Raw genomic sequence first — 22,402 nt, 5'->3', positions numbered from 1 at the left:
AATGTACCTGGCGGCGGCGCTGCTGCCGGCTTTTACGAAGCTGTTGAAAGTGTTGCAAGTCGTGAGACAGCCAGCCCGGTGTAGAGCGCTGCCCCGTCAGCCAGCACGCCGTCGTCGAACGTTGCATAGGGCGAGTGGTTGAACGGTGAGGTGGCCGGATTGCCGCCGGGGGCGACGGCGCTGAGGCCCACGAAGGTGCCTGGCACCTCTGCCAGCACCCGCGAGAAGTCTTCGGAGCCGCTCAGCGGAGTGGCCCAGCGCGAGAGGCGGCGCTCGCCGAAAAGTTCGGAGATGACCTTCTCGGCGGTGTGCGTTTCGTCCTCGTCGGTGATGGTGAGGGGATATTCCTCCAGGTAGTCCACCTGGACTTCCACGTCGTGGGCGGCCGCGATGCCTTTCAACAGGCGGGGCACTGCCTCCATCATCTGCACGCGGGAGGCCTCGGAGAACGTCCGGATGGTGGCCTCGATGCGGGCGGTTTCGGGAATGACGTTCCGTTTGGTGCCGGCATGGAGTACACCGACGGACAGGACAACGGGATCGAACATGTTGAACTGCCGGGTCACCATGACCTGCAGGGCGGTGACCATCTCGGCGGCGACTGTCACTGGGTCCTTTGCGGCGTGCGGGGCCGAGCCGTGGCCGCCGGCGCCAAGCACGGTGACTTCGAGTCCGTCCGAGGCGCTGAGCATGACGCCGGGCTTGGTGCAGAAGGTTCCGTGGGGCTCCAGCGAGGAGAAGACATGCATGCCGTAAGCAGCCTGGACGCGGGTTCCCGCGGCGTCCAGGACACCTTCGCTGATCATGTAGCTGGCGCCGTCGAATCCTTCCTCGCCGGGCTGGAACATGAGGACGACGTCGCCTGGCAGCTGGTGCTGCTTTTCGGCCAGGAGGGTGGCGGCTCCGGCGAGCATCGAGGTGTGCAGGTCGTGGCCGCAGGCGTGCATGGCACCATCTGCGCGTGACGTGTAGTCCACGCCCGTCTTTTCCTGGACCGGCAAGCCGTCCATGTCGGCGCGGAGGAGCACTGTGGGACGCTGTTTCTCTGTGCCTGCGGAGGGGACCTTGCCGCCGCGAAGCACGGCGGTGACGGAGGTGGTGTCCTGGCCCAGGGTGATCTCGTACGGGAGGCCGTCCAGTGCCTGCAGGACCTTCTCCTGGGTCCGGGGAAGGTGCAGCCCGATTTCCGGGTGCCGGTGGAGGTCGTGGCGGAGGCGGATAAGGTCCCCCTGCAGTTCCTTGGCATCTTCGGTCACGGGCACTTGTTGCTCCTTGCATCGGTTTCCGGGTCTGTGGACTATTCTGAAGTGGCGTACTTCACATCATGTGAAAGCGCTGGAATTATTCTTGAACCCTGCGCTTTTGGCAGGATTCGTGCAGCTAGGACCGGAGGTGGCAGTGGAACTCAGCGAGGAGGACCTGGCGCTCATCCAGGTGCTGCAGTCGTCGCCGCGGCTGGGGTGGGCAGATGCAGCCAAGGTCCTTGGCGTGCACGCCACGACGCTGGCGGCCCGGTGGGAACGGCTTGTTTCGAACGGAGCGGCTTGGGTGACTGCCCATCTCGCGGGGGATCCGCATCAGATGCTCCTGGCCTTTGTGGCTGTGGACTGCGAGATGAACCAGAGGGACCGTGTCACCGCACAGCTGGCCGCCATCCCCCAGATCGTCACCGTGGAGGAGGCGGCCAGCAACCGGGACCTCATGCTCACGGTGATTACCGGCTCACTGGAAGAGTTCAGCGCAAAAGTGGTGGCGGAACTGAAAAATATCGAGGGGCTGGTCAAGTACCAGACGGCGCTGTGCACAAGGCTTCACGCCAGTGCCGATGAATGGCGGCTGAACGTCCTGAACCGGGCCCAGCTGGCAACGCTTCGGACGCTGGGCCACCAGGGCGGACCGGACGCGCAAAAGCCGGCGGCAGGCCAGCTTCCGCAAAGCCACCTGGACCTGTTGCCGTTCCTGGCCCGCAATGGCAGGGCAACGGCCGCTGAGATAGCGCGCGACTTGGGACGGCATCCGGCAACCGTGCAGCGGCAGCTCAACCGGGTCCTGGCGAGCGGCATCCTGCTGTTCCGCTGCGAAATCGCCCAGGGCTACTCCTCCTACCCGGTCACCTGCCAGTGGTTTGCCAATGTCCCCGCGGGACAGCATGAGGAAGCGGCTGCTGCCATCCGCACCATCAGCAATGTCCGGCTCAGCGCCTCCACCACCGGGCCCACCAACTTCGTGATCATCATGTGGCTGCAGTCCCTTGCGGACGTGATGAGCGCGGAACTCGCCCTTCAGCAGAAGGTCCCCGGCATCCACCTCGTGGAAAGCGTGGTGATGCTGCGAACAGTCAAGCGGGTGGGCTGGATGTTGAATGCGGACACCACCTCCAGCGGAGCAGTAGTGGTTCAGTCCGCGGCCCTCCCGGCCGCGGACTGAACGGAGCACTACTGGGACAGTTCGGCGGCCTCGTGCGCCTCGATGCGGCCCCTGCCGGCCGGAACCGGAGCGGGCAGCACCTTGCCCCGGGCGCTCCCGGGGAACGGCCTGCGGGACTTGGCGGGGTCCACCGACGTGGGCGGCGGGGCTTCGCCAGCCGGGTTCGCCGGGCGCCGCAGGTGCCAGTCCGTCACCGCCTGGTAGGCGGCAGCGACAGCGAGGAGCCGGTCCTCGGCGAAGGGCCGGCCGCCGAGGATGGTACCGATGGGAACGCCTGCCGGGTCGAAGCCGATGGGCAGGGCGAGTTCGGGCAGCCCGATGGCATCAAAGGGGTTGGGGCTGGTCTGCAGCACCACATCGCACTGCTCGAACAGGTCATCCAGCACCCGTTCCAGCAGCAGGACCTTGGCCCGCTGGCCCAGCAGGTACTCGTTCGCACCCAGCATTGAGCCCTGCAGCCAGCCGGTCACGGACACACCAAAGCTGCGCAGGTCCTTCCGGAGAACCGGCAGGACCTGCTCGCTGCGTTCCGGGAGCCGCACGTTGTTGAAGGCCGTGCCTGTCAGCGTCTCCCAGTCTTCGGGCAGGCTGACGTCCACTACCTGGATGCCGTCGATTCCGGCGAGCGTATCCAGGAAGGCCTTCCGGGCGGCTGACGTTGCTGATGATCCTGCCGTAAAGTCCGGGATGACGCCCACTCGGGTACCCCAGCGCATGGTCACCTTGTTGCCGCGCTTTACAGGGGAGGCGGCCTGGATCAGGTCCGGAACCGGCGGAAGCCCCACTGTCCGCGGATCATTGGCGTCCTCGCCCGCCATGGCGCTGAGCATGATGGCGGCATCCTTCGCATCCCGGGCGAGCGGGCCCGGGTGGTCCCGGGTGTAGCTCAGCGGGATGATGCCGTACAGCGAAACCCTGCCCATGGTCGGCTTGAGGCCTGTCAGGTTCTGGGCGTTGGATGGCGCCGTGATGGATCCACCCGTCTGGGTCCCCACGCTCGACGTTGCCATGCGTGCGGCCACCGCCGTGGCGGAGCCGGAGGAGGACCCGCCGGGATTGGTCTGCGGATTCCCGGGTGTCCACGCGTTGACGGTGGTGATCCGCCCGTCGGGTGTGGTGGCCCGGGTGGTAGCAAGCGGTCCCATCTGGGTCTTGCCAAGGACGATGCCTCCGGCTGCCGTCAACTTTGATACTGCCGTTGCATCAAATGGCGGGGTGAAGTCCTTGAAGATGAAGGAGTTGGCCGTGGTGGGATACGAACGGGTGTAGTAGTTGTCCTTAATGGCGAGGGGTATTCCGTGGAGGGGGCCTTTATGGGTGGTGCCGGCCAAGGCGCGCGCACTCGCCAGCGCATCGTCGGCGGCCACGAGGTTGAATGCCTGGTATCCGGCGTCGAAGGCACCCACCCGGTCCAGGTAGGCCTCCACCAGAAGTTCGGGAGACAGCCGCCCCGCCCTTATGAGGGTGGCGGCCTCGGCGATGGTGAGTTCCGTGATGTCCGCGAGGGCTTCCGGCCGGACGTCCCCGTAGGCGTCGGGGTTGATTCCGTTGGCCGGCGCCCTGCCTGCCGGTGATGCATGGGCGACGGAGGGCAGGGCCGTGGCGCCAAGTGACGTTGCTGCAGCCAGCACCGCGAACCTGTTGACGAATGACCTGCGGTCGATGGTGCGGTCCATGGGCTGGGTGTTCGTGCTGTCGGCGGTGTTGATGTTGTTGGAGGGGTTCATGCCGTCCTCCGCGCGGTATCAATCGAGGGGTAGAGCGAGGGCGGTGCCGCCTGCTGTGACAGAAGCGCCGGGTCGGCGCTGCCTGCCTCGCCGTTGAAGGGCAATTGGTAGGCGCCGAGTTCAGCAACCGTGGTTCGCATGAAGGATCGCAGGCTCGCCAGGACTGCCGCCTGCCCGGGGCTTCCCGTCTCCGGATCGCTGGCGCTTCCGGCAGGAAGTTGGTTGAGGTCGATGCCGAGCGCCGCCAGGCGTGCCCTGATCATGATGTCCAATTCGGCATCCGTGGGTGGAGTGAGGGGCATGATGTTCCTTTTCTACGGGGCCGTTGTGCAGCCCGTGCAGCTGAGACAAGGGCATACTTTCACTGGCTCATGCCGCTGTCGTGTCACACACGTTGCCGGAGTATTTCCTGGTCCGCAGCACAACAGGCTTAATACTTCCGCATCACGGACTTATCTTTCCGGAAACATGGGATCCCTAGCCTAATCCGTAACCTCGCGGCATCACGTGTGCCGTCGTCCCTCAACGAACAGGCCATGGCATGAACCCCCAGAAGTCCACTGCGGCGAGCTCTTCGCCAACAAACCCGACCCCGGCAAACACCAGCGCGAGGAAGCCCTTCTATAGCTCCCTCTTCTTCCAGATCCTTGTTGCGGTGGTCTCGGGGATCATCATCGGACACCTGTGGCCGGACATTGGAGCTGCTCTCCGCCCGCTCGGTGACGGCTTCATCCAGCTCATCAAGATGATCATCTCGCCACTGATCTTCCTCGTGATCGTCACCGGCATCGCTGCCGTGAGTGACGTCAAGGCTGTGGGCCGTACAGGCGTCAAGGCCCTGATCTACTTCACAGCAGCCACACTATTTGCCCTGGTTTTTGGCCTTATCGTGGGGAACGTGGTGGAGCCGGGCGCAGGTCTGAACATCGATCCGGCGTCGCTCTCGCAGGACGCCCTCAACGCGAAAACCGCCACCGCGCCACCGAAGGATGCCGGCGCCTTCATCCTTGGAATCATTCCCACCAGCGTAGTGGGCGCGTTTGCCAGCAACAGCCTGCTGCAAGTGCTGTGCTTCGCTGTGTTCTTCGGCGCGGCGATCGTCGTCGTCGGCCGTGAGCGCTGCATGCCCGTCGTCTCGCTGATGGAAACGGTGCTGGAACTGTTCTTCAAAATCATGGGATGGGTTATGCGGGTGGCTCCGGTGGGTGCTTTCGGCGCCATGGCGTTCATCATCGGCCAGTACGGCCTGGGTTCGCTGGGCACCTACGCCCTGCTAATCGCTGCCTGCTATGGCGCGGCGCTAGTGTTCATCAGCCTCTTGTTTGGGGTGGCGTGGGCGTACCCAAGGGTGCCGCTGTGGCAGTTCATGAAGTACACGCGCGAGGAATTCCTCCTGGCGCTGGGAACCGCCTCGACCGAATCCGTGCTGCCCCGCATCATGACCAAGCTGACCAACGCCGGCTGTTCCCGCGCCACCACCGGGCTCGTCATCCCCACGGGCTACTCCTTCAACCTGGACGGGGCCGCGCTGTACCTGTCCATCTCGCTGCTCTTCCTTGCGCAGGCCTTTGGGTACAACCTCGATCTGGGCCAGCAGCTTGCGGCCCTGGGCGTCCTCATGCTGACCTCCAAGGGCATGGCAGGGGTCCCCGGGTCCGCGTTCCTGGCACTGTCCGCCACAGCAGGTGCGCTGGGGATCTTCCCGGTAGCGGGCGTTGCCCTCCTCCTGGGCGCAGACAGGCTCATGGACTCCATGCGGGTGGTGGTCAACCTGCTGGGGAACTGCGTGGCCACGTTCGTTGTGGCCAAGTGGGAAGGTCAGTTCGACCGGGACGCCATGCTGCGCGCCTTTGCCGGGGAAGGCACGACGGCGGAGCCGGCCTTGGTGCCGAGCCAAGCCAAGGTGCCGGAGGGCACAGCCGCAGCGGCCGCCGTCGAGCCGTCACCGGAGGCGGTTTCCCCTGCTGCGGCGCGGTAGCGCCGGATCCTGGCGCCCCTGTGCTGCACACTGTCCCTATGACGTTTGCGAATGTGGGAACTCTTGAAACCAGGCCCGGCCAGCGTGACGCCGTTGTTTCCATTCTGTCCCGGCACATGGACGGACTGAAGGAAGCCGGCTGCCTGCTGTACGAGGTGGGTGTTAATGACGCCGACCCGGACACTGTCTTCGTATGCGAACTCTGGGAATCGCCGGAAGCGCACCGGGCTTCGCTAGAGCTGGACAGCGTCCAGGCGGCCATCGCCGAGGCCATGCCCCTGCTCTCGGGCGAAATGGGCGGGCACCAGTTCACCGTGTTGGGGTCCCCGCTCCGCTAGGTTCGGCAGGGACAGGGCCCTGGCCCTGTGCCCCTGCAGCGCCGGCGGGTAAGCTTCCCGGCAACGACTGGACTTGGAGCAAAGGGGTAAGGGAGAGTCATGAAACCGCTGCCTGCACTGGAACTTGTTGCCCGCCTCGAAGATGCCGAATGGCTGGACCCCGTGGCCAAGAAGGTCCGGAAAGTGGTGAAGCGCACCATCCGTCCCAAGTGGGCACGCGATGTCCTGCACGGCGTCCCGATTGGACACCCGGTCCACCCGCTGGCGGTGCAAGTGCCGCTGGGCGCCTGGATCTCCGCCGCCGTCCTGGACGCGTTCCCGGGCAACGACCGGGCCGCCACTGTGCTCGTCGGCGTGGGTGCCGCTTCTGCCGTGCCGTCCGCAGTGGCCGGTTTCATGGACTGGTCGCAGTTGCACAACCAACAGCAGCGGGTGGGCCTGGTCCACGCCTCAGCCAACATCACGGCCGTCAGCCTCTACGCGGCATCGCTGGTGGCGCGTGCGCAGGGGCGCCAGGGGGCAGGCAAGGTTCTCGCCTACCTGGGCCTGGGGGTGGTGAGCTTCGGCGGCTTCCTGGGCGGCCACCTCACCTATCGCCAGGCCGCCGGCGTGAACCACAGCGAGGAAATTCCGCATCGCTTCCCCAGCGGATGGCAATCACTTGCACCGCTGGCAGAACTGCCCGAAGGAAAACTCCACAAGATCGTGGTGAGCGAAATCCCGTTGCTTGTGTACCGGGAGGCGGAGGACATCCGCGTGCTGTCCGACGTCTGCAGCCACCTCTCCGGCCCTTTGCACGAGGGCAAACTCAAGGGCGGCAAGCTTCAGGAAAGTGCTTCCGCTGACGGCGGTTCCCGCGGCGGCGACCCCTGCGTCGTCTGCCCTTGGCACGGCAGCACCTTCTCGCTCCGGACGGGGGAAGTGCAGGCTGGCCCCGCAACTGCGAAACAGCCACATTTCGAGACGCGCGTCAGCGACGGCATGGTGGAGGTTTGCCTGCCCGGGGCTGAGTAGCGATGGACCTCCGCGCGCCATCTGCAACGCCGGATTCCTGGGCAGGCGCTTCCGGCGGGCACTTTGCAGCCGCTAGGTCAGTGCCGGTTCCCATTCCCTTACCCTGTCCTGAGCGAAAACGGTCCCTTCAGCGTAGAAGTCCTCCCATAAGGGGTCGTAGGCGGGTATGTCGTCGAGGTCCAGGAGGTTGTCGCCCACAGGTTCCTCTGGTGGAGGTTCCAGGAATGGGACGTCTCCAGCGGGCCGGGTTTCGGTGAAGTCGCCGGGCACCTTGAGCTCTGCGGACAGGACACGTCCGGGCCAGTGGGGTGGTTCCCAGTCCTGGTGTTCGCTCTTGTAATGGTGCCCGGTCGGTGAGGTCCAGCCGGGTGGTTCGTTTTTGCTGGCGGAGGTGGGTTTCCAGCCGCTGGTGTGCCGGAGTTTGTGGTGTTTCGGGCAGGGTTGTCCCAGGTTGGAGATGCCGGTGGTACCGCCATGGTGCCAGGCGAGAATATGGTCTGCTTCGTTGTCCAGGGAGTGGTTGCTGCAGCCGGGGAAGGGGCATTTGCCGTCCCGCAGCCGGAGCCAGTTCCGCATGGCCTTGGTGACGCGGTAGCTGGTCCGGCCGATCTCCAGCGGCGCCCCATCACGAGGATCAATGAGGACCCGGTGGAAGGAACCGGCACCGTTTGCGACCAGGTCGCGGGCCATCGACGGCGGGATCGGACCGTACCCGTCCAGCATGGCGGGCTCATCGGTCAGTCCCATCAGCGAGAACACCGGCACGGTGACCAGGACCTGCGCCCGGATCGAATCTCCCTGCCCGGGATGGGCTTCAGCACCTGTTCCCCGGGCCCCGGCTCCAGAACCATAGTCAGGGCCATAGCCGGAGCCATAGCCGGAGCCTGCGGAACCGGTGGGGGTACCGCTGGTGAGGAGGCTTTGGGTATAGGTGTCTGCCCGGCGTTGGGACAGCGTACGTTCCTCCCCGGGCCCTTCCATTCCCCGGGCGAGGGCGGTGAGCCGGTTCCAGATGGCCGATGCCTTGTCCGCAGGCAGGCACGCGGCGATCCAAGCCATCCCGTCAGTGTCCTTCCAGTACTCGACCCGCCGGTCCGCTGCACCCTTGGCGTGGCGGACCTCGAGCGATTCGGGGTGGTGGCGTTCCCGCCAGGTCCTGGCCTTGGCCCTGAACCGGTACGCCGGCATTTCCCCGATGGTCGCACCCGTGGTCCGGTCTGCGGCGTCGGGGTCCAGGAAATGGTCCTCCAGGGCCGCCGCCGCGGCCGGGTCAAGGCCGAGGGTCTGGTCCACCATGGTCCGGGCATGCGCCCACGAAATGGTCCCGGCCTGCAAAGCGGCAAGGGTCCGGGGCCGGGACGTGGCCAGGGCATGGGACTCGGCCAGCAGCGCACCGGCGGCACGGTCACCGATGACCAGCGCACACCCCACCTCGGCCACCAGGCAACGGTCCTGCGCCGTTGCCTCCTGGGGTGAACGTGCCGGACCGTTCAGGGCCTGCGTGGCCGCGGCGAACACCTCCACCGCCTGCGCCTTCAACGCCGCGAGCTTGGCCTCCGACCGGGCCACCCCAGCCAAAACTTCCAAAGCCCCATCAGCAACCCGCTGCACGGGATCATCAGAGCCTCCGCCGGCAGCACAGGAACCAGCAGTACCGCCGCCAGCGAGCACCGCGGCAAGAGCAGCCACAGAAGCGTCAACCTCCGCCTCCGCCTCCGCCACCGCCGGATTCTTTTCCATGAATCCATCCTGTCAGTGGGGTCTGACATTTAACTGTCACGCAGCGAAGAGCGCTACCCCAGCGGTGTGACCCAGTCTCCCTGGCGCAGGACTCCCGCAAGATGCAGGTCCAGGTCAACAACCACGATGTCCGCCCGCATGCCGGCACGGAGGTCACCCACCTGCGGCGACAGCCCCAGCACGGAGGCAGGTACGGCCGTCGCCGCCTGGACCGCATCCTGCAGGGTGACACCGGCTGCCACCGTGGACCGCACCACGTCCAGCAAGGTAGCGGTTCCGCCGGCGATTGCCCCTGTCTTGTCCACCCTGGCCACGCCCTGGTCAACCGTGACGGCCAGGGTTCCCAGCCGGTACTGGCCATCCTGCAGGCCCGTTGCCGCCATCGAATCCGTAACAAGCGCGATGTTGCCCGCCCCCACCAGTTCGAAGACCATCCTGACCGTTTCCGGAGCCAGGTGGACGCCGTCGGCAATCAGCTCCACCACGGCGTCGCCGGCATGGGCCGCGCTGATACTGGCCGCTACGGGGCCGGGGGAGCGGTGGTGCAGGCTGGGCATCGCATTGAAGAGGTGTGTGACAGTGGGGCGGACCCGGCCGGTGGAATTCCCTGGCCCGGCAAGCCCTGCGGCCGCCTGTTCCAGGAAGGAAGCCGCGGTGCCGTGGTCCGCCGCAGTGTGGCCCAGGGATGGAATGATCCCCCTCGTAGTGAGCACGTCCACCAGGGCCGCAGCCCCAGGAAGCTCGGCCGCCAGGGTCATGGAAGCCAGCGAGGGCCCGGCGGCCGCCAGCAGGGCGGCAATAAGTCCGGCATCGGGTTCGCGCAGGAGCCCGGGGTCGTGCGCGCCGCACTGTGCGGAAGCGAGGAACGGACCCTCAAGATGGGAACCAGCGATCAGCCCGTCATTGGTCAGTCCCCGCAGGACTCCGAGGTTCCGGACCAGGTGCTCCGGCGATCCCGTGACAAGGCTGGCCAACAGCGTGGTGGTTCCGCGGCTGTGCAGATACCGTGCCGCTGACCGGGCACCGTTGACGGATCCCTCGGAGAAATCCGAGCCCAGTGCCCCATGGCAATGCAGGTCCACCAGTCCGGGCAACAGTATGCGTCCGGGAACGTCGTGCCCGGCACTTTCAGCCCCGTCTGAGTCCGCCACGGAAAATCCCGACGCCGGGCCCGCGTAGGTGATGACGCCGCCGTCGACGGCCACGACGCCGTCGGGGACGTCCATACTTCCAGTGACGATGCGGCCACGAAGAATCAGCCCGGTACTCATGATTCCAAGCCTCCCGCCGTCAGTGCTGCCGCCAGCCTGGCCGCCAGGTCAGGATCCGCAGCATCTGCCCTGTCCATACCGGAATGGCCGGTCAGGCGGGGCCTGGCGGAGGTATGCACGGCCTGGACGCCGCTGCCGAGCAGCGACGGTACCAGGTCAAGCGTCACACCGCCCCCGGCCATGATCTGGACCGACGGCGCGTGCGTGCGTCCCAGCTCAACCAGACGACCCAGCATGCTGAGGCCGGCAGCGCAGTCGGGGCTGCCGCCGCTGGTCAGGACGCGGTCCACGCCTGCCTGCTGGAGCCGGCCAAGCGCACCGGCAGGGTCGGTGCCGGCCGCGAGGGCAGCATCGAATGCCCGGTGGAACGTGATTTCCGCCGACGGATTGGACCGGCGTGCCGCTGCAACGATCCGGCGGAGGGCGGGAACGTCCGGCCCTCCATCGGCCGCGAGCACCCCCACCACCACGCCCGCGGCGCCGGCAGCAAGGGAGACCGCCACGTCGCGCTCAATGACGCCGAGTTCATCATTCGAGCAGGTGAAGTGTCCCGGCCGAGGCCGCACCAGGACGTGGACGGGGAGTCCAACACGGCAGGCTTGTTCCGTCATGCCGAGGCTGGGCGTGATGCCTTCGGTCTGGGCGAGGGCGGCGCAGAGCTCAACGCGGGCGGCGCCGACGGCGGCAGCCAGCCGCACGCCGTCGGCATTCTCCACGGCAAGTTCCAGCTGGGGCCGGCTGACAGCAGCGACCGGCGCGCCCTGGCCCGTGCTCAAAGTCCCTGCCACGCCGGCTTCCGCCCGAACGTGTCCGTGTAGTAGTCCCGGTGCGCCAGCCGTGAGGCGGCCGCCTCGTCCACCAGGACCGAGACGTGCGGGTGCAGTTGGAGCGCGGATGCCGGGCAGATGGCAGCGACAGGACCTTCGACGGCGGCCGCAATGGCTTCCGCCTTCGCCTCCCCCATGGCGAGCAGCAGCAGGTGCCGGGCCTCGCGGATGGTGCCCAGTCCCTGGGTCAGGACATGGTCCGGGACATCGTCCGCGGAGTCGAAGAATCGGGCGTTGTCCTGCCGCGTCTGGCGGGTGAGCGTCTTGATCCGGGTGCGGGATCCCAGCGAGGACATGGGTTCGTTGAAGCCCACATGCCCGTCCGTGCCGATGCCCAGGATCTGGATATCCACGCCTCCAGCGGCGGCAATCCGCGCCTCGTACTGCTCCACCTCGGCCTGGGGATCCTCCGCCATGCCGTCCAGGCCAAGTACCCCATCCGCCGCAAAATCCACGCTGGCCGTGAACTCGTCCCGGATCACCGAATGGTAGGACTGCGGGTGCGCGCCGGGCAGGCCCACATACTCGTCGAGGAGGAACGCCTGGGCCTGGGCGAAGCTCAGGCCGCCGGTCCGGTGCCGTCCAATGAGCTCCTGGTAGGTGCCCAAGGGGGTAGACCCGGTGGCCAGTCCCAGGACGCACGGGCCCCGGCGGACCTGCTCCTCAATGGCGTCTGCAGCCGTGCGGGCTACGTCGGCAGGGGTGGGAAGGATGATGATTTCCATGCGGTGAAGCTGCTTTCGGTTGCTGGTTCTGGGTGCCGGTGCGGTGGCCTGAGCGGAGAAGGGGAACGCCGTTATTTGGCGGCGTCGGTCTCCACGGTGACCTCGTCATCCTCGCGCCCGGGAGTCCGCAGGTTCCAGCGCTTGATGACGATGGAGAAGAGGAAGTAGTAGATCACCGCGTAACCGAGTCCGATGGGGATGAGCAGCCACCCGTTTTCCGATTTGCCGAAGTTGAGGACGAAGTCGATCAGCCCGGCGGAGAACGTAAAGCCATGGTGGATGTCCAGGGCGTTGACCAGGGCCATGGATGTGCCGGTGAGGACTGCGTGGACGATGTAGAGCGGGAAGGCGACGAACATGAAGGAGTACTCGAGCGGTTCGGTGATGCCGGTGAAGAACGCGGTGAGGGCGGTGGAGAGCATGATGCCGCCCACGATCTTCTTCTGGGAGGGCTTGGCGTGGCGCCAGATGGCGAGGGCTGCTGCCGGCAGGCCGAACATCATGATGGGGAAGAATCCGGTCATGAAGATGCCCGCGCTGGGGTCGCCGGCGAAGAAGCGGTTGAGGTCGCCGCGGACCAGCTGCCCGGAAGCGTCGGTGTAGTCGCCGATGAGGAACCAGACGGCGGAGTTGAGGATGTGGTGCAGGCCGGCCGGGATAAGCATGCGGTTGGCGAAACCGTAGACGCCGCCACCGGCCACGGCGTTGCCGGCTACGGCTTCACCCACTGCCGAGAGGCCGGCGTTGAAGAGCGGGTAGAACAGGGCAAGGACGACGCCGGCTGCCAGGCTGGTGACGGACGTCAGGATGGGCACCAGGCGGCGGCCGCTGAAGAAGCCCAGGAAGTCCGGCAGCTTGGTGCGGTAGAAACGCTGCCAGAGCATGGCGGACAGCAGGCCCACAACGATGCCGGCCAGGACGCCGTAGTTGATCATCGCCGGCTTGCCGGCAGGGTCGACCTGCCCGGCCAGGACCAGCGGGGACATGGCCTTGAAGACGCCGTCGATCACCATGTATCCCACCACGGCTGCCAATGCGGTGGAACCGTCGGCTTTCTTGGCCCAGCCGATGGCGATACCGACGGCGAAGATGAGTGGCAGCCAGGTGAAGACGGCATTGCCTGCCGCGGAGATGACCGCTGCCCCGCCCTCAAACCCGGGGATGGCGCCCAGCAGGTCAGCCTGGCCAATACGCAGCAGGATGCCGGCTGCGGGGAGGACGGCGATGGGCAGCATCAGGCAACGGCCCAGCCGCTGGAGGGTTGCGAAGGCCTTGTTCGGCTTTTTCTCGGGCGCCAGGGCGGCGGTCTCGGATGTTGACATGGTTACACCTCTGCGGGGATCGGGTGGGGGCTTGTGAAGAAACGGTTCCAGCCGGTACTGTCTGGTTATGACCAGTTCAGTGTGATTCATCCCACGAGCGCCTGTCAAGGGAGGAGATCTTCCAGGGAGGCGCTGACGGTTCCGATAAACGGGAACATAATTGGTCGCACTTGGGCCGCCGGTCCTGGTGCTGAAGCAGTGCTCCGCGGGGCACCGTCAGAAAGGGCAGCCATGTCGAAAGCAGAAAAGATCATTGAGGGCCTGGGTGGAGCCGCCAACATCGTGGAGGTCGAGGCCTGCATCACCCGCCTGCGTACCGAGGTCAAGGATGGGTCGCTGGTCAATGAAGCCGCCCTGAAAGCTGCCGGAGCCCACGGCGTCCTTGCTGCCGGAACCGCAGTCCAGGTGATTGTTGGCCCTGAGGCGGACAACCTGGCCGAAGACATCGAGGACCTGCTCTGATGCCGGAAACGCTTGTTGTCCACGCGCCCATCAGCGGCAGCGTGGTTCCGTTGTCAGGCGTCCCGGATCCGGTCTTTGCGGGCCAGATGGTGGGTTCAGGCGCGGCCGTTGAGCCGCCGGCGGGGGAGGCGTTCGACGTCGTGTCCCCGGTCGCCGGAAAAGTGGTCAAGCTCCTGCCGCACGCCTTCGTGGTGGTGGAGTCAGCGGGGAGGGGAGTGCTCACCCATGTGGGTATCGATACCGTGAAGCTCAAGGGCGAAGGCTTTAAGCTGCTGATCGCCCAGGGCGACACCGTGGGCGCCGGTGAGCCCGTAATGCATGTGGACCCCGCCGCCGCCCTGGCGGCCGGTTACTCGATGGTGAGTCCCGTCGTCGTGCTTGATACCAAGCCGGACACGGCAACGCTCATGGCAACCGGTGCCGTGAAGGCTGGGGCCGGCCTGTTTTCGCTGGACTAAAACGTGGGCAGGGTGAGTCCTGCAGCCGGACTTCCATGGTGAGCGAGTAGCGGTCCGAGCGGTACCAGGAGCGCGAGTGCTCGATGGCCAGCGGTCCTGAATAGGACACCCTGTCGAAGGCCAGCACCGGCGCGCCCGTTCCGGTTCCGAGGAGCGCCCCTACGTCAGCGGGGGCGCCCTCGGACCGGACGCTTTGCCGTGCCCGGTCAATCTGGTGGCCGAACTGGGCGGCCAGGGCCTTGTACACCGAGCCCGTCAGGTCGATCTCCAGCAGTCCGGGGGCATGCTCCGGGTTGTACCAGGCGTCATCGACGCTGACCGGCCTCCCGTCCGCCAGGCGGAGCCGCTTGAGGTGGATGGCCTCGGCCCCCGGGGAGAGGTTCAGCGCCTCGGCTGTATCGTCCGGTGCCGCGGCGGCCTCGGCCACCAGGACCACCGTGCTGGGGGTGTGGCCCATGGCCTCCATCTCCTGCGTGAACGAGGCCAGGTGGAGGGTGGACTGCACGGGCGAATCGGCCACGAAAGTGCCCTTTGCGGGAACCCGGACCAGGTGTCCTTCGTTGACCAGCCGGCCAATCGCCGCCCGCACCGTGATGCGGCTGACCCCGTAGGAATCCATCAGCGTCCGCTCGCTGGGGAGCCGGGCGCCCGGTTCCAGCTCCTCCTTGGCGAGCTTCAGGATTATGAGGCGTAACTGCTCATGCTTGGGCACCTGCGAATTATTAATGTGCGCGCTCGCCGCCGGAGCGGTGCTCCCGGATGGTGCTGTGGCTGGCATGTCGGCCCCTCCCATAACTGGAGCGGTCCGGTAAGGACCACCTTGGAATTATCCCACGAGGGACTAGGGCGAGGCGTCCGTCAATCGGAAAGTTACCGTTCCGGTATTTCCCGGCGCAGCCAAAACCCCTTAGGCTGGAAACACTAAGCATGCTTCCTATCTAACAAGGGGTTGTACCTGATGCGAAAAGTACCTGCGCTTGGATTGATGACAGCGGCGATGATTGCGCTGGCCGGATGCACGGGCGGCGGGGGTGGCGCTGCCAGCCCCTCCCCTTCGGCGACTTCGGCATCTGCCTCCGCCACGGCTGAGGCGAAGGTCTACAGCGAGGATGAGCTCCGCGAGCTGATCTCCGGCATGAAGGACGACGACGGCAACGAGCTGAAACTGTACTCCAAGGAGCAGGTTGACCAGGGCGGCAACATCGCCAACCTGCTGCTGAGCACCGCAAACGTGGATCCTGCTGACTGCAAGGACATTGCCACGGCGGGACTGCTGGACACGGTGGAAAGCGGTGATGTCGCAGTTGCACTCTCGGAAGGGGACCAGCCGCGCACCCTGTCCGCGCAGTCGGGCAGTGAAGGGCCGGACGCCGTGGAGGTGCTGACCGGGATCAGCGGCAAGATGGACCAGTGCGCCACTTTCTCTGTAGAAGCGCTGGGACAAAAGTACGAGGTCAACAGCGAGGAGCTCCAGGCGGAGACCGACGCCGAAAAGACCTTCGCCACCCTGAGCACCCGCAGCGGTGAAAACCAGCAGAAACTGATGCAGGTTTCTGCCGCCGAGGGCCGGCTGCTGGTAGTTGCCACCAAGAGCGGCGCCAACCTGGGCGATCCGGATCAGAAGGAACTTGAGGACCTCATCAATGAAGTCCTGAAGAAGGCCGACGGCGGCAGTGCGACGTCCAGCCCAACGTCCACCAGCACTTCCGGTTCCACCAGCACGTCCTCACCAAGCGGTTCAGCCTCACCGTCTGCGACGGAGAGCGAGACGGAGGAAGGCACGACTACCTCGCCTTCCCCGACGGCATCACGCTAGGACCTGGCGGGCAGTAAAGAAGGCGGCGTACCTGCGGGTCCGCCGCCTTCTTGGTGTGCCCGCTGTCCTGGACTGTTAGTTGGGTGCCAGAAGGGGGCCTTCCATGCTCCGCGGGGGAAGCTGGGAGATCAGTGCGTCAAGCCTTCGCACGAGCTCGGGAGCGGGCACCGAGGCGTCCACGGTGACGAACTGTGGGTATTCCGGCAGCCGGCGGTAGCCGTCGTCGAAGGCCGCAAGGTCCTCCAGCGATTCCGCATCGGAACCCCTCGCCTTGATGCGCTCGTGGGCGAGCCGGGGGTCGACTTCCAGGTGCACGACGGCGTCAGGCGCCGGCAGTGCGGCCAGCAGCCAAGGGAGCAGGCGGCCGCGGGGCAGGCCCTTGGCCGCCCGGAGGGCAAGCTGGCAGTACAGGTGCCGGTCCATCACCACCAGCCCATCGAAGCGGCTGGTCCGCAGATGGTTCAGCAGCACATTCCACACCCGGAAGATGGTCTCCGCAGCGTCTGCGGCCCTGGCCGGCAGCCGGATTCCCAGCTTCGCTGAAAAAACAGACATGGCGCGCCTGCCCGCGTGGTTGTTCAGCAGCAAGGCAGCCCCGCCCCTGGCCTGGACTGCTGATACGAGCGCTTGGGCAGCCGTGGACTTCCCCGAACCGTCGATTCCGGTCAGGACTATGAGCACATGGCCTCCTTCCGCCACTGGTACAACGCAGGCTGGGCCAGGAAAGTCCCGGTGGTCCGCCGATTCACAGGTTCCATACTGTATTCCACAGGCTGCCTCCATGCGCAGTTGCCTCCACCACAATCCTGCGGCGGGCACGGTTCAGCCCGTAGGCTGGAGGACCGTGCGGGTTCAGTTCCCGCCCGCCGCAGTTCCCAACCGAAAGGCAGGACCATGACTGCTAGCAATGATGAGCCGCAGAACACCGCAGACCTTCGCGGCCCGGGGGATCCGGATGAGGCCAAGGAAGCGAAGCAGGCGCCGATGAGCGGCCAGCACCCGGAACTGCCTGGCGCCGGCAACATCCGCGAGGAGCAGCAAACCCACGCCGGCGGAACCGTGCCGGCCTCCTTCGCCGGCAGCGGTGAACCGCCCTCGGACCACAAGCCGGAGGAGGCGCTGCAGGAGCCCGGAACCTGGGACGACGAGGTCTGACCAGCCAATGCTTACCCGCGCCGACGTGGAGCAGGCGGCCCGAAGGACCGCGGGGCTCACCCGCTTTACGCCCGTCCTGGAAGGTGACCCGGAGAATTTTCCCGGCCCAGTCTGGTTCAAGTGCGAGTTCATGCAGCACACCGGCACGTTCAAGGCCCGCGGTGCACTCAACAGGGTGCTCGCCGCAAAGGAGCGCGGCGAGCTGAAGGCCGGCGTCGGCATTGTCGTGGCCTCGGGCGGCAACGCGGGCCTGGCCAACGCTTATGCCGCCGCGCAGCTGGGCGTGCCCGCCACGGTGTTCATCCCTGCCGCCGCTCCCGCGCTGAAAGTCCAGAAGCTGAAGGCCATTGGAGCCACAGTGGTGCAGGGCGGCGCCGAGTACGCGGAGGCCTATCAAGCGGCCGTCAAGCACGCCCGGGAAACCGGTGCCATCTATTGCCACGCCTACGACCAGCCGGAAATTGTGGCTGGCGCAGGAGTGGTGGGCCTTGAGCTGCTGGACCAGACAGGCGGGGTGGACACTGTCCTGGTGGCCGTTGGCGGTGGCGGTTTGATGGCCGGCGTTGCCGCAGCCGTGGAGGGCCGGGCAAAAGTCGTGGCCGTTGAGCCGGACACCGCACCAACCCTGAACGCGGCCCTGGCTGCGGGCGTGCCGGTTGATGTGCCGGTGTCCGGAATCGCGGCCGATTCCCTCGGTGCCCGCCGCATCGGCGATATCGGCTTCTCCGTGGCGGTCCGCGTCGGCGTCGAAAGCGTCCTGGTGTCCGACGAGGACATCGTCCAGGCGCGCTCGAACCTTTGGGCGGACTACCGGATCGTGGTGGAACACGGGGCCGCCGCAGCCTACGCCGCCCTGACCTCCGGTGCCTATCTACCGGGAGTTGGCGAGCGCGTGGGCGTCATCCTCTGTGGAGCGAACACAGACCCGGCCACCCTCTAAGCAGTCCAGGGCCCGCTATTGACTGTGGCTTCCGTCACACTGAAACTTTTGGAATGACCAAAGAACCCGAGGCTCGGGCCCTCATGGCAATCATCGACCGCCTGGCAGCGCGTTTTCCCCAGGAACAACGTTCCGTCATTGAGGACGTGGTGGCGGAGGAGCACGCGCTGCTCGACGACGGTCCCATCCGGGACTACATACCGGTGCTTGTGGAGCGGGCGGCCAAGCTGCGGCTCGCCCATTCGCAGCCTGACAGGTTGGGGCAGGTTGCCCCTGCCGGCGGGACCATCGGGGTTTAGCAGCGCCCAGCGGCAAAAGTGGACCGGCCGCGAAGGCCTGGTCAGCTGCAGAACTGGCTGTAGGTTGCCCCGGCCTCTTCGTAGCCTGGCTGGAGTTCGGCGAGCTTGGCCTCGTCCGGGGTTTCCTTGGCCTGCTCGTCCGTGTACTCGAGGATCGACTCAAGGGCACCCTTGAGGTCGTCCGATGCGACTGCATGAATGGGCCGGATCTGGTTGGCCAGGCGGTTCATGCCGGTCTTTCCGGCGTTGTTTGCCGGGTTCGACACAACGGACTGGATCCGCTCGCAGGTTTCCGCGGTGGTGAGCTGGTTCGAGGCGGTGCAGGCCGTTGCGGTGACAACGAGTCCGGCGGCGATCAGGGCTGTGGCGAATTTCTTCATGGATCCCTCAGTAGTTGATTGAGGTTTCGATTGTAAGCAGAACGGGGGCAGCAATGCCTTGGCGGGACCCCTGCAGGTGCCTAGACTGGCAAACACCAGTCGTGCGGAGTCGCCGCAGATTGTGGCCCCGCGCATGGCAAACCCCCAACAGCAAGGCCCCCAACCCCAGCAAGGAAGCATCATGCGCCGAACCGTACACCGCCGTGCCGCCGTCGGAATTCTTGCCCTGCTTGCCCTGATTGTTCCCGCGGCACTGCCGGCGGCTGCCTCGCCGCCGTCAGGGGACGGCGTCATAGTGCTCGACGGCGCCACCTCCGCAGAGGGCATTGCGGCCGGGAGGGGGACCACTTTCTACGCCGGAGAACTGGAGAGCGGCGACATCTTCCGCGGCGACATCCGTGACGGCACGGCCGAACGGTTCATAGAGGCCCCGGCGGAGAGCAGGGCTGCCGGAATGAAGGCTGATACCCGGAACAACCTTCTCTTCGTTGCTGGCGGCGATACCGGCAAGGCGTTTGTCTACAACACGAAGAAGGGGGAGCTGGTTGCCGAATACCAGCTGGCGTCCGGCTTCATCAATGACGTCACCCTCACGGAAGACGGCGCCTGGTTTACCAACTCGGTGCGCGGCGAGCTGTACCGCCTGAAGGTTGACCGGGAAGGAAAGCTGGTGGAGCTGGAAACGAAAGGGCTCACCGGACCGGCGGCAGAAGTTCCCGGCGGGTTCAATCTCAACGGCATCGCGTCCGCCAGGGGAGGCTCGGTCCTCATTGTGGCGCACTCGGCCAAGCAGGCGCTGTTCACGGTAGACCCGGAGACCGGGGCCAGCGCCCTGATTGAAACGGACCCCCTGCCCAACGTGGACGGCATCCTGGTTCGCGGGAAAACTGTGTGGGCGGTCCAGAACCAGTTGAACCAGATCAGCCGCATCAAGCTGAACCACGATCTCTCCGCGGGGGTCACCAAGGAAACCATCACGGATCCGGCTTTTGACATCCCCACCACAGCTGCCCTGTTTGGCAACACGCTGGCGGCCGTCAATGCGCAGTTCAACCGCCCAGCAAGCCCGCACGAAGTGGTCCTGGTACCCGCGCGCGGCTGACCAGGCCCAGCCGGGCGCTACCTTGCCAGGTAGCGCCCGGGGCGGTGGTTCAGGGCGAGGACCAGGTTTAGCAGGATGGCGCCGGCCGCAGAGAGCAGCACCATGACTGGAGCAACCAGCGCCAGCGCCGCCAGGACGATGGCCACATCCAGCACCATTTGGACGTACCCCGCACGCCACTTCAGCTTTTCCTGCAGCAGCAGGGCAAGAATATTGAAGCCGCCCAGGCTGGACTGGTGCCGGAACAGGATGAGCAGGCCCACGCCCGCCAGCAGGTTGCCGGCCAGCACACCGTATACGGGATTGATGTCCAGTGCGCCCATAGCCCACGGATGCAGGCTTGCCATGACCGAGACCAGGAAGATGGCCGTGCCGGTACGCAGCGCGAAGTTCCACCCCTTCTTCCACACGGCCAGGCCAAAGAACGGCAGGTTCACGACGAAGAAGATCACGCCGAACGGCAGCGGGACCGTGTAGCTGAGCAGGAGCGCCAGGCCCGCGGTGCCGCCGGTGACCGCCTCACTGGACTTGAGCAGGAACAGCCCCAGTGAGGCGGCGAACGTCCCGGTGAGGAACCCCAGCATGTCCTCGAGCAGGGAATGGCGGATGGCGGACGACGGCGGCGCGGCCGGTCCCGCCGTCGTCATGCCTTGCGCTGCGACGGCCCCGGCCCCGGCCCCGGCGGCGGCGCGGTGAGCGGCCTTCACGGTGGAGACGCTCACTGGGCCCGGAACCTTCCGCGCCGGGACAGGACCGCGAGCACCCGGTCATTGGTCGTCCGGTCTGCCAGGGTGACGCGCACCCCGTCCCCGGCGTAGCCGCGCGCCAGGATGCCGGCATCGGACAGCGCTGCCAGGATCTGCTCCCGCATCCCGTCCGATGCCCGCAACCAGTAGAAGTTGGCCTGGCTGTCCGGAACGTCCCAGCCGTAGGTGCGCAGGCACCCGATGACCCGGCTGCGCTCTGCGGCAACCACATCCGTCCGCTCTGCAATCTCGCCCTGCGCAGCCAAGGACGCCACGGCCGCGGCCTGGGCCATCCGGTTGACGCCGAAGGGGATTGCGGTCCGGCGGAGGCCCTCGGCGATCGCCGGCCGGGCAATGGCATAGCCGACCCGCAGCCCGGCCAGTCCATAGGCCTTGGAGAAGGTTCGCAGGATGCACAGGTTGGGATAGCGCCGGTAAAAGTCCAGGGCGTCCAGCCCCGGGCCGCGCTGGAACTCGATGTAGGCCTCGTCCAGCACCACCAGGACATGCGGCGGCACGGACCCAAGGAACTCCTCCAATGCCCCGGCGCTGATGGACACTCCGGTGGGATTGTTGGGCGAACAAAGGATCACCACGCGGGTCCGGCTGCTGACGGCAGCCGCCATGGCCGGGAGGTCATGGTGTTCGTTCGGGAGCAATGGAACGGGGACGGGCACCGCGCCGGCCACTGTCACGAGGATGGGGTACGCCTCGAAGGAGCGCCAGGCGAACACCACTTCGTCGCCGTGGCCGCAAAGCGCGGAGAAGATCTGCTGCAGCACGCCCGAACTTCCCGGCCCGGCGGCAACCTCATCCGCGGTGACGCCGTGATACTTGGCAACGGCCTCCCGCACGTCCGCCGCTGCCATGGACGGGTACCGGTGGATCCTGGCTGCCTCCGCAGAGATAACGTCGATGACTGATGGCAGGGGAGCGAAGTGGCTTTCGTTGGAAGCGAGGGCGGCCGTCAGTTCGGACTCGGCGCTCCTGCCCGCCACGTAGGCGGGAAGGCTGGCGACGGCGGCACGCACCTCGGGTGCCTCTGCTTCGGGGAGGATGCTGGTCATGGAAGCATCCTGAGTTACGTGGCACTTCTGCGCAACATGGGGGATCCGCGCAGGACAGATCGGACCGACCATAGCGGTGTAGGTGGCAAAATGCTCATTGTGCACCTCATTGACGCTCTTGATGCAGAGATCCTCCTCACACTCGACCGGGACCCCCACGCCACCGTCCTGTCCCTCTCACGCTCACTGGGCGTTGCCCGGAACACGGTCCATGCCCGGCTTCGCAGGCTGTTGGCGGACGGAAGCCTGGCCCCGTTCAGCCAGCGGGTCCGGACGGAGGCCCTGGGGCTTCCGCTGATTGCCTTCATCTCGATTTCCATCAGCCAGTCCTCCAGCGAGGAAGCGGTGGCCGCGCTCCGGACCATCCCGGAGATCATCGAGATGCACGCCACCACTGGCGATGCGGACCTGCTGGCGAAGGTGGCAGCGAGAAACCCCGCAGATCTGCATCGGGTGACCAACGCGATGCTGGCGATTGCCGGCGTCGTGCGTACCAGCACGGCAATGTCGCTGGTGGAAGTGATGCCCGCCCGGACGCTTCCGCTGCTTGAAGCCGCGGCCGGGCGCCCGGGGGAAACAAGGACCTAAGTGAACGCAAGGGAACAATT

At 66.2% G+C, this 22,402-nt stretch carries 25 protein-coding genes; 12 read left to right on the top strand and 13 right to left on the bottom strand.

Features of this window, described 5'->3' with window-relative positions; genetic code table 11:
* Positions 1-32: 32 nt before the first annotated feature.
* Positions 33-1,262: a M20 metallopeptidase family protein gene (locus tag ASPHE3_RS17630; protein ID WP_013602556.1), complete on the bottom strand. Its 1,230-nt coding sequence runs from the start codon at positions 1,260-1,262 to the stop codon at positions 33-35.
* 130 nt (positions 1,263-1,392) lie between these two features.
* Here ASPHE3_RS17630 and ASPHE3_RS17625 point away from each other — a divergent pair, with 130 nt between their 5' ends.
* Positions 1,393-2,427 (top strand): Lrp/AsnC family transcriptional regulator, encoded by a 1,035-nt coding sequence (locus ASPHE3_RS17625; RefSeq protein ID WP_013602555.1) that lies wholly within the window; start codon positions 1,393-1,395, stop codon positions 2,425-2,427.
* Between the two features lie 8 nt (positions 2,428-2,435).
* Here ASPHE3_RS17625 and ASPHE3_RS17620 read toward each other — a convergent pair whose 3' ends face one another.
* On the bottom strand, positions 2,436-4,154 hold the full coding sequence (locus ASPHE3_RS17620; protein ID WP_013602554.1) for an amidase: 1,719 nt from the start codon (positions 4,152-4,154) through the stop codon (positions 2,436-2,438).
* On the bottom strand, positions 4,151-4,456 hold the full coding sequence (locus tag ASPHE3_RS17615) for a hypothetical protein (protein ID WP_013602553.1): 306 nt from the start codon (positions 4,454-4,456) through the stop codon (positions 4,151-4,153). Before ASPHE3_RS17615 ends, ASPHE3_RS17620 begins: the two co-directional genes overlap by 4 nt.
* A gap of 239 nt (positions 4,457-4,695) precedes the next feature.
* Between ASPHE3_RS17615 and ASPHE3_RS17610 the strand changes: the two genes are divergently transcribed.
* The 3 genes from ASPHE3_RS17610 to ASPHE3_RS17600 all read left to right on the top strand — a co-directional run bounded on the left by ASPHE3_RS17610 (position 4,696) and on the right by ASPHE3_RS17600 (position 7,484).
* A complete protein-coding gene (locus ASPHE3_RS17610; RefSeq protein ID WP_013602552.1) occupies positions 4,696-6,132 on the top strand; it encodes a C4-dicarboxylate transporter DctA in 1,437 nt (478 codons plus the stop codon).
* A 38-nt stretch (positions 6,133-6,170) separates the two neighbouring features.
* Positions 6,171-6,470 (top strand): putative quinol monooxygenase, encoded by a 300-nt coding sequence (locus ASPHE3_RS17605; RefSeq protein ID WP_013602551.1) that lies wholly within the window; start codon positions 6,171-6,173, stop codon positions 6,468-6,470.
* 99 nt (positions 6,471-6,569) lie between these two features.
* A complete protein-coding gene (locus tag ASPHE3_RS17600) occupies positions 6,570-7,484 on the top strand; it encodes a Rieske (2Fe-2S) protein (protein WP_013602550.1) in 915 nt (304 codons plus the stop codon).
* 72 nt (positions 7,485-7,556) lie between these two features.
* Here the strand turns inward: ASPHE3_RS17600 and ASPHE3_RS17595 are convergent, their stop codons facing one another.
* The 5 genes from ASPHE3_RS17595 to ASPHE3_RS17575 form a co-directional block, all read right to left on the bottom strand.
* Positions 7,557-9,224 (bottom strand): HNH endonuclease signature motif containing protein, encoded by a 1,668-nt coding sequence (locus ASPHE3_RS17595; RefSeq protein WP_013602549.1) that lies wholly within the window; start codon positions 9,222-9,224, stop codon positions 7,557-7,559.
* A gap of 53 nt (positions 9,225-9,277) precedes the next feature.
* Positions 9,278-10,495: an N-acetylglucosamine-6-phosphate deacetylase gene (locus tag ASPHE3_RS17590; protein ID WP_013602548.1), complete on the bottom strand. Its 1,218-nt coding sequence runs from the start codon at positions 10,493-10,495 to the stop codon at positions 9,278-9,280.
* The gene (locus ASPHE3_RS17585) at positions 10,492-11,283 is read right to left on the bottom strand and encodes a copper homeostasis protein CutC (RefSeq protein WP_049786092.1); all 792 of its coding nucleotides are present in this window, start codon (positions 11,281-11,283) and stop codon (positions 10,492-10,494) included. The genes ASPHE3_RS17590 and ASPHE3_RS17585 overlap by 4 nt, the downstream gene beginning before the upstream one ends.
* Complete coding sequence (nagB, locus tag ASPHE3_RS17580; protein ID WP_013602546.1) at positions 11,268-12,047, bottom strand: glucosamine-6-phosphate deaminase; 780 nt, start codon at positions 12,045-12,047, stop codon at positions 11,268-11,270. Before nagB ends, ASPHE3_RS17585 begins: the two co-directional genes overlap by 16 nt.
* A gap of 71 nt (positions 12,048-12,118) precedes the next feature.
* The gene (locus ASPHE3_RS17575; protein WP_013602545.1) at positions 12,119-13,369 is read right to left on the bottom strand and encodes a PTS transporter subunit EIIC; all 1,251 of its coding nucleotides are present in this window, start codon (positions 13,367-13,369) and stop codon (positions 12,119-12,121) included.
* Positions 13,370-13,600: 231 nt separating this feature from the next.
* Between ASPHE3_RS17575 and ASPHE3_RS17570 the strand changes: the two genes are divergently transcribed.
* Positions 13,601-13,831, top strand: coding sequence for a glucose PTS transporter subunit EIIB (locus ASPHE3_RS17570; protein ID WP_013602544.1), 231 nt, complete (start codon positions 13,601-13,603; stop codon positions 13,829-13,831).
* A complete protein-coding gene (locus tag ASPHE3_RS17565) occupies positions 13,831-14,289 on the top strand; it encodes a PTS sugar transporter subunit IIA (RefSeq protein WP_013602543.1) in 459 nt (152 codons plus the stop codon). The genes ASPHE3_RS17570 and ASPHE3_RS17565 overlap by 1 nt, the downstream gene beginning before the upstream one ends.
* On the opposite strand, the gene ASPHE3_RS17560 is transcribed toward ASPHE3_RS17565, so the two are convergent.
* A complete protein-coding gene (locus ASPHE3_RS17560; RefSeq protein WP_013602542.1) occupies positions 14,237-15,001 on the bottom strand; it encodes a GntR family transcriptional regulator in 765 nt (254 codons plus the stop codon). The genes ASPHE3_RS17565 and ASPHE3_RS17560 overlap by 53 nt on opposite strands.
* A gap of 246 nt (positions 15,002-15,247) precedes the next feature.
* On the opposite strand from ASPHE3_RS17560, the gene ASPHE3_RS17555 reads away from it, so the two are divergent.
* The gene (locus ASPHE3_RS17555; protein WP_254362922.1) at positions 15,248-16,105 is read left to right on the top strand and encodes a hypothetical protein; all 858 of its coding nucleotides are present in this window, start codon (positions 15,248-15,250) and stop codon (positions 16,103-16,105) included.
* A gap of 75 nt (positions 16,106-16,180) precedes the next feature.
* On the opposite strand, the gene ASPHE3_RS17550 is transcribed toward ASPHE3_RS17555, so the two are convergent.
* Positions 16,181-16,786 (bottom strand): AAA family ATPase, encoded by a 606-nt coding sequence (locus ASPHE3_RS17550; RefSeq protein ID WP_013602540.1) that lies wholly within the window; start codon positions 16,784-16,786, stop codon positions 16,181-16,183.
* 213 nt (positions 16,787-16,999) lie between these two features.
* Between ASPHE3_RS17550 and ASPHE3_RS17545 the strand changes: the two genes are divergently transcribed.
* The 3 genes from ASPHE3_RS17545 to ASPHE3_RS17535 are packed head-to-tail and all read left to right on the top strand — an operon-like array spanning position 17,000 to position 18,499.
* Complete coding sequence (locus ASPHE3_RS17545) at positions 17,000-17,260, top strand: hypothetical protein (protein ID WP_013602539.1); 261 nt, start codon at positions 17,000-17,002, stop codon at positions 17,258-17,260.
* A 7-nt stretch (positions 17,261-17,267) separates the two neighbouring features.
* Entirely contained in the window at positions 17,268-18,200 is a 933-nt protein-coding gene (locus ASPHE3_RS17540; protein WP_013602538.1) for a threonine/serine dehydratase, read from the top strand.
* 53 nt (positions 18,201-18,253) lie between these two features.
* Positions 18,254-18,499 carry a three-helix bundle dimerization domain-containing protein gene (locus ASPHE3_RS17535; protein WP_049786091.1) on the top strand — a complete coding sequence of 82 codons (246 nt, stop codon included), beginning with the start codon at positions 18,254-18,256 and terminating at the stop codon, positions 18,497-18,499.
* Positions 18,500-18,540: 41 nt separating this feature from the next.
* Here ASPHE3_RS17535 and ASPHE3_RS17530 read toward each other — a convergent pair whose 3' ends face one another.
* The gene (locus ASPHE3_RS17530; protein ID WP_013602536.1) at positions 18,541-18,879 is read right to left on the bottom strand and encodes a hypothetical protein; all 339 of its coding nucleotides are present in this window, start codon (positions 18,877-18,879) and stop codon (positions 18,541-18,543) included.
* Between the two features lie 181 nt (positions 18,880-19,060).
* Here ASPHE3_RS17530 and ASPHE3_RS17525 point away from each other — a divergent pair, with 181 nt between their 5' ends.
* Positions 19,061-19,981, top strand: a complete 921-nt coding sequence (locus tag ASPHE3_RS17525; RefSeq protein ID WP_013602535.1) for an SMP-30/gluconolactonase/LRE family protein — start codon at positions 19,061-19,063, stop codon at positions 19,979-19,981.
* A gap of 17 nt (positions 19,982-19,998) precedes the next feature.
* Here ASPHE3_RS17525 and ASPHE3_RS17520 read toward each other — a convergent pair whose 3' ends face one another.
* Positions 19,999-20,628, bottom strand: coding sequence for a YitT family protein (locus ASPHE3_RS17520; RefSeq protein ID WP_041653217.1), 630 nt, complete (start codon positions 20,626-20,628; stop codon positions 19,999-20,001).
* A 71-nt stretch (positions 20,629-20,699) separates the two neighbouring features.
* Positions 20,700-21,794, bottom strand: a complete 1,095-nt coding sequence (gene hisC, locus ASPHE3_RS17515; RefSeq protein WP_013602533.1) for a histidinol-phosphate transaminase — start codon at positions 21,792-21,794, stop codon at positions 20,700-20,702.
* 90 nt (positions 21,795-21,884) lie between these two features.
* Between hisC and ASPHE3_RS17510 the strand changes: the two genes are divergently transcribed.
* Complete coding sequence (locus tag ASPHE3_RS17510) at positions 21,885-22,382, top strand: Lrp/AsnC family transcriptional regulator (protein WP_013602532.1); 498 nt, start codon at positions 21,885-21,887, stop codon at positions 22,380-22,382.
* Positions 22,383-22,402 lie beyond the last annotated feature (20 nt).

It is taken from the genome of Pseudarthrobacter phenanthrenivorans Sphe3 (assembly GCF_000189535.1).
In the GTDB taxonomy this organism is placed as follows: domain Bacteria; phylum Actinomycetota; class Actinomycetes; order Actinomycetales; family Micrococcaceae; genus Arthrobacter; species Arthrobacter phenanthrenivorans.
This window is presented reverse-complemented; position numbering and strand designations above follow the sequence as displayed.

Excerpts from the sequence above, each read along its gene's own strand:
- ASPHE3_RS17615 (WP_013602553.1), bottom strand. The coding sequence starts at position 4,456 with ATGCCCCTCACTCCACCCACGGATGCCGAATTGGACATCATGATCAGG.
- ASPHE3_RS17530 (WP_013602536.1), bottom strand. The coding sequence starts at position 18,879 with ATGAAGAAATTCGCCACAGCCCTGATCGCCGCCGGACTCGTTGTCACC.
- ASPHE3_RS17540 (WP_013602538.1), top strand. The coding sequence starts at position 17,268 with ATGCTTACCCGCGCCGACGTGGAGCAGGCGGCCCGAAGGACCGCGGGG.
- ASPHE3_RS17565 (WP_013602543.1), top strand. The coding sequence starts at position 13,831 with ATGCCGGAAACGCTTGTTGTCCACGCGCCCATCAGCGGCAGCGTGGTT.
- ASPHE3_RS17525 (WP_013602535.1), top strand. The coding sequence starts at position 19,061 with ATGCGCCGAACCGTACACCGCCGTGCCGCCGTCGGAATTCTTGCCCTG.
- nagB (WP_013602546.1), bottom strand. The coding sequence starts at position 12,047 with ATGGAAATCATCATCCTTCCCACCCCTGCCGACGTAGCCCGCACGGCT.
- ASPHE3_RS17610 (WP_013602552.1), top strand. The coding sequence starts at position 4,696 with ATGAACCCCCAGAAGTCCACTGCGGCGAGCTCTTCGCCAACAAACCCG.
- ASPHE3_RS17555 (WP_254362922.1), top strand. The coding sequence starts at position 15,248 with ATGCGAAAAGTACCTGCGCTTGGATTGATGACAGCGGCGATGATTGCG.
- ASPHE3_RS17570 (WP_013602544.1), top strand. The coding sequence starts at position 13,601 with ATGTCGAAAGCAGAAAAGATCATTGAGGGCCTGGGTGGAGCCGCCAAC.
- ASPHE3_RS17535 (WP_049786091.1), top strand. The coding sequence starts at position 18,254 with ATGACCAAAGAACCCGAGGCTCGGGCCCTCATGGCAATCATCGACCGC.
- ASPHE3_RS17595 (WP_013602549.1), bottom strand. The coding sequence starts at position 9,224 with ATGGAAAAGAATCCGGCGGTGGCGGAGGCGGAGGCGGAGGTTGACGCT.
- ASPHE3_RS17620 (WP_013602554.1), bottom strand. The coding sequence starts at position 4,154 with ATGAACCCCTCCAACAACATCAACACCGCCGACAGCACGAACACCCAG.
- ASPHE3_RS17600 (WP_013602550.1), top strand. The coding sequence starts at position 6,570 with ATGAAACCGCTGCCTGCACTGGAACTTGTTGCCCGCCTCGAAGATGCC.
- ASPHE3_RS17510 (WP_013602532.1), top strand. The coding sequence starts at position 21,885 with ATGCTCATTGTGCACCTCATTGACGCTCTTGATGCAGAGATCCTCCTC.
- ASPHE3_RS17575 (WP_013602545.1), bottom strand. The coding sequence starts at position 13,369 with ATGTCAACATCCGAGACCGCCGCCCTGGCGCCCGAGAAAAAGCCGAAC.
- hisC (WP_013602533.1), bottom strand. The coding sequence starts at position 21,794 with ATGACCAGCATCCTCCCCGAAGCAGAGGCACCCGAGGTGCGTGCCGCC.
- ASPHE3_RS17590 (WP_013602548.1), bottom strand. The coding sequence starts at position 10,495 with ATGAGTACCGGGCTGATTCTTCGTGGCCGCATCGTCACTGGAAGTATG.
- ASPHE3_RS17520 (WP_041653217.1), bottom strand. The coding sequence starts at position 20,628 with ATGACGACGGCGGGACCGGCCGCGCCGCCGTCGTCCGCCATCCGCCAT.
- ASPHE3_RS17545 (WP_013602539.1), top strand. The coding sequence starts at position 17,000 with ATGACTGCTAGCAATGATGAGCCGCAGAACACCGCAGACCTTCGCGGC.
- ASPHE3_RS17605 (WP_013602551.1), top strand. The coding sequence starts at position 6,171 with ATGACGTTTGCGAATGTGGGAACTCTTGAAACCAGGCCCGGCCAGCGT.